Origin of the sequence: Streptomyces sp. NPDC058877 (assembly GCF_042742855.1) — a bacterium.
In the GTDB taxonomy this organism is placed as follows: domain Bacteria; phylum Actinomycetota; class Actinomycetes; order Streptomycetales; family Streptomycetaceae; genus Streptomyces.
The window spans coordinates 1-8610 of the sequence record NZ_JBHYMF010000256.1; the positions used below are offsets into that span (position 1 = coordinate 1).

6 protein-coding genes are annotated in these 8610 nt (G+C 70.7%); all 6 read left to right on the plus strand.

Annotation, left to right across the window (positions count from 1 at the left end; translation table 11 throughout):
• Positions 1-21 precede the first annotated feature (21 nt).
• Positions 22-648, plus strand: a complete 627-nt coding sequence (locus ACFW2Y_RS32915; RefSeq protein WP_384886512.1) for a YdcF family protein — start codon at positions 22-24, stop codon at positions 646-648.
• A 343-nt stretch (positions 649-991) separates the two neighbouring features.
• A complete protein-coding gene (locus tag ACFW2Y_RS32920; protein ID WP_384886528.1) occupies positions 992-1495 on the plus strand; it encodes a hypothetical protein in 504 nt (167 codons plus the stop codon).
• Positions 1465-2889, plus strand: a complete 1425-nt coding sequence (locus ACFW2Y_RS32925) for a hypothetical protein (protein WP_384886515.1) — start codon at positions 1465-1467, stop codon at positions 2887-2889. The genes ACFW2Y_RS32920 and ACFW2Y_RS32925 overlap by 31 nt, the downstream gene beginning before the upstream one ends.
• Entirely contained in the window at positions 2886-4331 is a 1446-nt protein-coding gene (locus ACFW2Y_RS32930) for a VWA domain-containing protein (protein WP_384886518.1), read from the plus strand. The genes ACFW2Y_RS32925 and ACFW2Y_RS32930 overlap by 4 nt, the downstream gene beginning before the upstream one ends.
• A gap of 24 nt (positions 4332-4355) precedes the next feature.
• Positions 4356-5477: an AAA family ATPase gene (locus ACFW2Y_RS32935; RefSeq protein WP_384886521.1), complete on the plus strand. Its 1122-nt coding sequence runs from the start codon at positions 4356-4358 to the stop codon at positions 5475-5477.
• On the plus strand, positions 5474-8308 hold the full coding sequence (locus ACFW2Y_RS32940; RefSeq protein ID WP_384886524.1) for a DUF5682 family protein: 2835 nt from the start codon (positions 5474-5476) through the stop codon (positions 8306-8308). Before ACFW2Y_RS32935 ends, ACFW2Y_RS32940 begins: the two co-directional genes overlap by 4 nt.
• Positions 8309-8610: the final 302 nt, after the last annotated feature.

The following is an 8610-nucleotide window of genomic DNA, read 5'->3' on the forward strand; positions in this document are numbered from 1 at the left end:
GCGGTGCCCTAGGGCCACGGCATGCGACGGAGGACCGGGTTGGCGGTGGCGGGGGCGGCGGCCCTGGCTTGGGGCGAGTGGCTCAACGGGCGTTGGTCCCGCACCCTCGTCGGGCACGCCGAGGGCCCCGTCGAAGCGGTGGTGGTGTTGGGGTACCGGAACGCCGGGACCAGGGCGAACCTGATCAACCGCTGGCGGGTCCGCGCCGGCATCCGCTCCCTCGCCGCCGGCCGCACGCGAGACGTGCGCCTGGTCTTCAGCGGCGGCGCGGTCGGCGGCGACGTCTCCGAGGCCCGATTGATGGCCGAGTACGCGAGGTCCGTCCTGGCGTACGACGGCACGGCGCTCCTCGAAGAACGCAGCGGGACGACATGGGAGAACGTCACCCGGGTGATCCCCCTGATCGAGGACGTCGACCGCATCAAGATCGCCTCACAGCCGGCCCACGCGCTCAAGGCCCGCGCGTACTTGTGGCGGCAGCGCCCCGATCTCGCCGAGAGGCTCGTGCGCGCGGACGAATACCGGCCCGGTGAGTGGCTGGTCGCCAAACCGCTGCTGGCGCTCCACGGACTGTGGACGCTCCGCGGCCTCACCACGGAGGAACGGACCCGCGTGCGGCGCCGAGCCGGGCGAACGGCGGTGCGGTGACGGAACCCGGAGGCCGGATCCTCCGCGGCCCCCTCGTCGGACGGCGCGGAAGGCTGCGGGAGCCGTAGCCGGACCGGGTGCCCCGGGGACGGCCGGCCGATCGGAGCCGGCGCGCCGGTACGCCCGGTGGACCCCTCCTGCCCGTCGTGCGCCCGATCCCTCCACGCACGCCTCGCCACCCGCATCCCGCTCCCACGGGCTTCTCCGGCGCGAGGTCGTGACGTTCTGCCAGAAGCCTTCTGAGGGAGGCGTCCAGAGGCGATGTCAGTGGGCGGCGTTAGGTTCGTTGTTGTTCCGCCGCTCTGGCGTGAACGTCCCCTTTGGCGTGCATGGGAGAAGTGTGTTGTCGGTTTGGGAGAAGTCGAGTGTGGCGCGGGTGGTACTGCCCGCGCGGCCACGGAAACTGGCCAAGGTACCGTTCGTCGAGCTGGCCGACGGGCGTCTGCAGGGCGTGGTGTCCAGCGGGTCCGACATAGGGCGCGTGTACGTGTCCTCCATCGCCGCCGGGACGTACGCGTTCGCCTGCAGCACCAACAACAACCGTCCCTGCGGGGGTGCCCGCGGCGCGTTCTGCAACCACCTCCGTGCCCTCGTCACCGAGGCCGTCCTCCAGTACGGTCCGGAGCGCGTCGCCCGCTACCTGAAGGTGGACGCGGTCGAGAAGGAGGCCGACGCCCCGACGCTGCTCTCGGCCATGACCGCCACGCGCCCCGCCCAGGGGGACGCCGCGGCCGCCGCCCCGGTCTTCAACAGGTTCCTGAGGCACCTCGCCTATCTCGAACTGGAACCGACCGCTGCGCCGTTGCCCGAGATGCAGTGGTTCCCGCCGACGAGGGCGGTGGCCTGATGCGCATGGATCTCCTCGATGACCCCATCGACGGACTGCACGAGGCGCTCGAAGCCGTCGACGGATTCGACGAGGCGCTCGTGGGCGGACTGCTCCGCCCACAGCCCGCCCAAGCAGAAGGCCTTGCCGCGTTCCGGGCCGCGTTCGTCGGCAGCCCGCTCGCCGGCCTCGTCGCCGAGGCCGCGGACAAGGCCGCTGTCGGTGCCGCGGGCGAAGACCACTTCGTGGCGCTCGCGGCGGCCCGCTCCGCACTCATGGGAGCCGTCCACGACGCCCTGACGGTCCGCATCGGAGACGTCACAGGCCGCCCGGTGCCCAAGGAGCCGGCGCAGGGCAGCAGCGGGGAGGAGCCCGCCGCGAACGTCCTCGCCGCGGCCCGGGCCTGGCTGTGTGACCTCGCCCGTGCCGGCTGGCGGGGCATCGACCACGAGCTCGTCGGCGGTGCCGCCCCCGTGGTTTCCGCGATGCTCCCGGACTCCCGGCTGCGCCGCCAGGCGACGCTGCTCGACGGCTTCTCGGCCGAACTCGCCGCGTCCTGCCCGGGCGCAGCCCTGGAACGCGTCCCGGCCCGTCGTTGGGCCGACCTGTGGGCGCGCGCCCTGTTGCTGACGCTGCCCGCAGCGACCCGAGCTCCCCGCACCTCCACCGCGACCGGTCGTCTGTTGCCGCTCGGCGTGGACGTGCAGGAGCACGCGACCGCCGTACAGGCCCAGGTCCACGCCGTGTTCGAACCCGCGGACGGCACACCGGCGAGGCTGGTCCGGGCCGCGGTGTCCGCCCCCAAGCCGGACACCGTCGTCGGCGCCGGCCTCTGGCAGCTGCTCCGGCCCCGAATGTCGCTGCTGGCCGCGGTGAGCGAGGGCTCCTCCATGGAGCTCGACGCCATGCCCGTCACCTCCGAGGGCGACCTGATCTGGGACGACGAACGCGCCCGGGCAGGAGGACCGGCCGACCCCTTCGCCACGGCCCGGGTCGCCCTCTCCACCACGACCGATCCGGTCGTTGCGCCGCTGGACCGCCATCCGGCCCGGATCGCCGTGCCCGTCCTGCTGGAGGGGTACGCGGCGGAACGCGAGGAGGACGGAGCGACGGCGTTCGTCTTCGCGGGCCACCGGCTGCCCGTCGACACCGACCGCCTTCCGGCCGCCAGCCCGCTCTCCCCGGAGACGATCGCCGCCTCCGGTACGTGCCTGGGACTGCTCCGCTGGGACGCCGGAGAGTTCGTCCTGCAACCGCTCGCCGTCGAGACGACGGTCCGGAAGAAGACGGTCGCCGTCCACGCGGGCGCGTGGGCCGGAGGCACCACCGACAAGGCCGGGGCGCGCGCGGAGAAGGCGGCCACGGACTCGGTCGTGGTGCTGCGAGAGCGGGCCGGAAGGCTGCTGCGCCGATGACCGACCGCTCTGCCGCGCCGGCCCCGTCGAGGGGGGCCGACGCCGCCGCCGAACCGCCCGCGTCCCCCACCGCCACGCCGTCGCCCCGGCGCGCCCCTTCGGCGTCCAGCGCGCCCGATCTCCACGACAACCGACGCCAAGTCCTCTACTGGCGACTCCTCGCCCGACTCTTCGACTCCGAGGAGCAGGCCTCCCTGGAATCGGCGAGCCTCGACGTCGTCGAGGACATCGGTCTACCGACCGCGCTGCTCGACCCCACCGTCTCCGTGGACTCCGTCATCCAGCGCCATCCCGGGCTGGCCGAAGAATTCGACGGCCTGATGGCCCCGGAGCCCGAGCCGGACGGCGCCCGTGACCGGGCGGCCGAGGTGAGGCGCGCCGCGCTCGCGTCCAAGCTGTTGCTCAATGTCTTCGCCACCGGCTCCGGCACGGTGTCCGCCGGGCAACTCGCCCGCTGGCAATCGGACACGGGATGGTTGGAGCGTTCGTTCAACCGTCCGCCCGGCGGTCTGCGCGGCGAGGGAGCGGCGGGCGGAGCACGCACCGGTGGCGGCCTCGGCCCCGAGCTCGGGGCCATCGAAGCCGACCTCGTCCACCGCATGCACCTGCGCGAAGTGCTGGCCGACCCCGCGCTCGCCGCACGGCTCACCCCCAGCATGTCCCTGATCGAGCAGCTCCTGCGCGACAAGGGCAACCTCTCCGGCGTGGCCCTGGCCAACGCCAAGGCACTGATCAAGCGCTACGTCGACCAGGTGGCCGAAGTGCTCCGCACCCAGGTGGAGAAGGCCACCGTCGGTGAGCTCGACCGTTCGATCCCGCCCAAGCGGGTCTTCCGCAACCTCGACCTCGACCGCACCATCTGGAAGAACCTCACCAACTGGAGCCCGGAGGAGGAGCGGCTCCACGTCGACCGCCTCTACTACCGCCACACCGTTCGCAGGACCACTCCGCAGCGGCTCGTGGTCGTCGTGGACCAGTCCGGTTCCATGGTCGATTCGATGGTCAACTGCACCATCCTCGCCTCGATCTTCGCCGGACTGCCCAAGGTGGACGTCCACCTCATCGCGTACGACACCCGCGCGATCGACCTCACCCCGTGGGTGCACGACCCGTTCGACGTGCTCCTCCGCACCAACCTGGGCGGCGGCAACGACGGACCGGTGGCGATGGCCATGGCGAGGCCGAAGATCGCCGAGCCGAAGAACACCGTCATGGTCTGGATCTCTGACTTCTACGAGTTCGACCGCTCGCAGCCGCTGTTCGAAGGCATCGAAGCGGTCCACCGTTCCGGGGTCCGGTTCATTCCGGTCGGTTCGGTGACCAGCTCCGGGCGGCAGGAGGTCAATCCCTGGTTCCGGGAGCGGTTCAAGGCGCTCGGCACCCCGGTGGTCTCCGGACACGTCAACAAGCTCGTGCACGAACTCAAGACCTTCCTCACCTGACCCCAGCACCGAAAGGCACCACACATGTCCGACCTGCTCCGCGCCCCCGCCGAGATCAAGTACGCCGAGGAACTCGACTGGCTGGAGTCCATCGACGACGGCCCCAAGCCCTTCTCCTGGCGGCTGTCACCGAAGATGGTCCGCCTGTTCGTCCTCGGCTCCGAACGCGCCGACGGGCTGGACCGCGAGGTGGCGCAGAAGTGGTTCGGCGACCGCAGCTTCGTCGAGCGTTCCATCGTCACCCTCGCCTCCGACCGCGGTCTGCTGCTCATCGGAGACCCCGGCACCGGCAAGAGCTGGCTCGCCGAGCTCCTCGCCGCCGCGATCAGCCGCAACTCCACCCAGGTGGTCCAGGGAACCGCGGGCACGACCGAGGACCACATCAAGTACTCGTGGAACGTGTCGATGGTCATCTCCAAGGGGCAGTCCCGGGAGTCGATGATCCCGTCACCGATCATGACCGCGATGGAGACCGGCACCATCGGCCGCTTCGAGGAGTTGACCCGCTCCACCAGCGACGTGCAGGACGCGCTCATCTCGATCCTCTCCGAGAAGTACATCTCGGTACCCGAACTCGACGGTGCCGACGGCGAGAACATCGTCTTCGCGAAGCCCGGATTCTCGGTCATCGCCACGGCCAACAGCCGTGACCGCGGCGTCAACGACCTCTCCTCCGCGCTCAAGCGCCGCTTCAACTTCGTCCGCATCCCGGTCGTGACGAACAAGAAGAGCGAGGCGGAGATCGTCCGCTTCCGCACCGAGGAACTCCTCCGCCGCCACGCCATCGAACTGGACGTGCCGCCGACGCTCCTCGACGTCCTCCTCCAGAGCTTCGCCGACCTGCGGGCCTCCGCCGCCGCGGCCGGCAGTGACGACGAGAAGCTGGAGTCCGCCCTCTCGACCGCCGAGCAGATCGGAGTCCTGGAGGACTCGATCCTGCACAGCAACTTCTTCGGCGAGCGCACCCTGACCGCTCGCGCCCTCGCCTCCTCGCTGGTCGGCACGCTGGCCCGACGAGAGCCGGAGGACCTCGCCATCCTCAACAAGTACCTGCACGGAGTCGTCGAGCCGCGCGGCAAGGAAGAGGGCGGTTCCTGGACCGAGTTCCTCGAGGGCGGCCGTGAAGCGATCGCGAAGCTGTCATGACCGGAACCCCCTTCGCCGAGCTGCGCGGACAACTGCAGCAAGCCGCGACCGAGTTCGCCGGTGGCACCGATGCCCTGGAGGACATCCTCATCGGCATGGTCGACGACGTCGACCGCGCCGTGGCGGAGCCGCTGGAGATCTTCCCCGTCTGCCACCACTCACCGGCCTCCGCCCTCGCGATGGCCCGCCGACTGCGCGAGAAACGACCCAAGGTCGTCTACCTCGAACTGTGCGAGGACATGACGCCGCTCCTGACCGAACTCCGCAACTGCCGACTTCCGGTTGCCGTACAGGCCTTCGCGAGTGACATCGACGGCTTTCCGCCCGACTGGGCGCCCCTGTCCGTCGTCGCCCCGATCACAGAGGCATCGGCCGAGTACCAGGCCATCTCCTACGCCCTCGACACCCCCGGGGTGGAACTGGTCCTGGTCGACCGCTCGTCCGACCACGTCTTCCAGTGGGACCCGCGCCACGATCGCGCCGAGCCCCCGGCCCAGGAGGACGACGGCCCCGAGGCCGCGCTCCACGGAGAAGCCGTCGGCATCGAGATCGGAGACCTGCGACCGCGCTTCGCCGAGCTGGAAGAGCACCTGTTGCACCACGGCAAGGTGCGACACTGGTCGGAATGGTGGCACCAGTACGTCGAGGTCCCGCTCGGTGACAGTGACCACGACACCTACCGCCAGGTCATGTTCCTCATCGGCAGCCTGTTCCGGCGGCTCGCCCCGGGCGACGGCGACCGCGTCCGCGTCGACGAGGACCGCGAGCGCTACATGTGGTCCCGCATGCGCGAGCACCTCACTGCGACCGGCACCGATCCTGCGGACTGCCTGTACGTCTGCGGAGCCTTCCACGCGGCCAGCCGGGTGGACGAGTTCGGTGTGCACGGGAGCGACGGCTTCGACGTCTCTCCGCGCACGGCCACGACCTGGCAGTACGGACTGATCCCCTCCAGCAACAGCGCCATCGAGGCCCAGTTCGGACTCGCCTCCGGTTCCGTGTCGATCGCCGCAACGCAATGGACGAAGAACCTGAAGCGCACCGGTGTGCAGCCGTACCGCTTGGAAGGTCAGACGGGGAGGAAGAAGACGGCGACCAAGAGGGCGACAACGAAGGCCGTCGTCCCCCTCGCCGGCCGGCCGGCCGGCGACCGACTCACTGGCTTCCTCCGCCTTCCACCGGTCCTCGACGCCCTCGACGAGGACGAACTGCTCGGCTGGTCGGTCGAGATCGTCCGCGCCGCCCGCCGCAACGGCTACCTCGCTTCCACGGCCGACGCGATCGCCGTTTTCGAGACCTCCCTCCTGCTCGCCGGGATGCGGGACCGGGCCAAGCCCACCCCGTACGACTTCCAGGACGCGGCGGTCACCTGCATCGAGAAGGACAGTGTGCCCGGACGCCGGGACGTGCACCGCCTCGTCGAGATCATGATGGGCGGCGATCGGATCGGCCAGGTCGGCTACGAAGCCCTCCCGCCCCTCGCCCGTGACGTCCACGACCGCCTGGCGCCCCTGGGGCTGAACCTCCAGCAGCGCGGGGTGCGGCGGGCCCTGCTCGACATGACCTCCCGGCCGGAGCTGCGCGCCTGCTCGGACGTCCTGTGGATGCTGCGACGCCTGATGCCGCACGGTGCCGCACGGCCGGTCATGGGGGAGCGACGGCTCGGCGGGCAGTCGATCCAGGAGTCATGGGACCTGGCCCTCGGCACCCACCAGCGAGCCCTCATCGAACTCGGCTACGAGGGCGTGAGTCTCGAACAGGTCCTGGAGCAGCGGCTGCGCCGCACCGCGTACGCACCGCAGGCGACGACCGCCGAGGTCCTCGCGGCCGTGGAGGACGCCACGCTGTACCTGGGAGGTCGGCGCCTGGCCGACGAGCTCGGCACCCGCGCCCTCGACGTCCTGACGGGGGAGCGCACGGTCGACGGGGCACCGGAGGTGCTGCGCCGGGCACGCGGGCTCCTTGCGTACTACCGCACCAGCGAGCCGGTGCTGCCGCACTGGATCGAGTCCTTCGTCCGCACCGGGTACGCCCACTACTGCACCCTGTTGCCGATGGCATTCCGGGACGAGGACGCGACGGTCGGACAAGTGGCGGCCATGCTCGGCTTCCTGTTCAGCATGGAGAGCCTGGCGCTCTCCCTGGGGTGCGACAGGGCACAGCTGGAGCTGGCCGTGGCCCAGTCCCATCCACAGGATCCGGCGAAGACGGCGCTGCTGTGGGCGGCACAGGTGCAGTTGGGCACGCTCACCCGCGACGAGCTGCGCGCACGCTGTGACGAACTGCTCGCCAACCCCCTGGTGGTGCCCTCCTATCCGCGCTACCTCAGTGGTTTCGTCCACGCCCTGGAGCCGGTACCCGGCCTTGCGGACGTGGTGGTGGAGGCCGTCTCGAACGCCTTCGGGCGCCTCCCCGACGACGTTCTGCTGCCGTGGCTGCCCGTTCTCATCACGACCCTCCGTTCCCAGGCCGCCGGCCTCGCCCCGCTGCTGGTCCGGGAGGCGGGACGGACCTTCCCGGCCCGGCTGGAGGAGCTGGACACCTGGGTGCCGCCCTGGAGCCAACGGCAAGCAGCCCTTCCGCAGCGTCTCCCCGCAGCGGCCGGCGCAGCGGGTGCGGCGCTCCTTCCCGCCCATCCGGATGCTTGTGATGCGTGGGCGGTGTTGTTGGGCTGTGAGGAGGGGTGGAGCACGACGAGCCCCTCCGGGGGGATCCCGGGTGCGGCGCTCCTCTCCACCCACCCGGCCACCGGCGACGCCTTCGCTGAGCTGCTCGCCCCCCTGTCGGCAGCCGGAGTCGGCTGCACGGGCGACGGGAGGCGGATGCACTGAGCGCCCGTGTCCGAGCCGTCCATGGCAGAGTGGCGCTGGCGGCTCGGCGGATCATGTGGGCAAGTCACTCGCTGAGTGGGTCATGGATCGGATCACCGGCACGACCGTCCGGGCGCCGGAGCTGGCCGGTCGCCCGCCCCGTAGGGCCGTTGCCACAGGTAGCGGCTACCTTGCAGCTCAGCACAGAACCAAGGCAGCTTGCAGGAGCAGGAGTGAAGCTTCCCCTTGATCGTGGACACCTGGAGACTGGGACCTGAGGTTCCAGAGGAAGTAGCACCAGGTGGGAAGCAAGTACACGAAGC

Coding starts and splice junctions, on each gene's coding strand:
- ACFW2Y_RS32915 (WP_384886512.1), top strand. CDS start 22: ATGCGACGGAGGACCGGGTTGGCGGTGGCGGGGGCGGCGGCCCTGGCT.
- ACFW2Y_RS32930 (WP_384886518.1), top strand. CDS start 2,886: ATGACCGACCGCTCTGCCGCGCCGGCCCCGTCGAGGGGGGCCGACGCC.
- ACFW2Y_RS32935 (WP_384886521.1), top strand. CDS start 4,356: ATGTCCGACCTGCTCCGCGCCCCCGCCGAGATCAAGTACGCCGAGGAA.
- ACFW2Y_RS32940 (WP_384886524.1), top strand. CDS start 5,474: ATGACCGGAACCCCCTTCGCCGAGCTGCGCGGACAACTGCAGCAAGCC.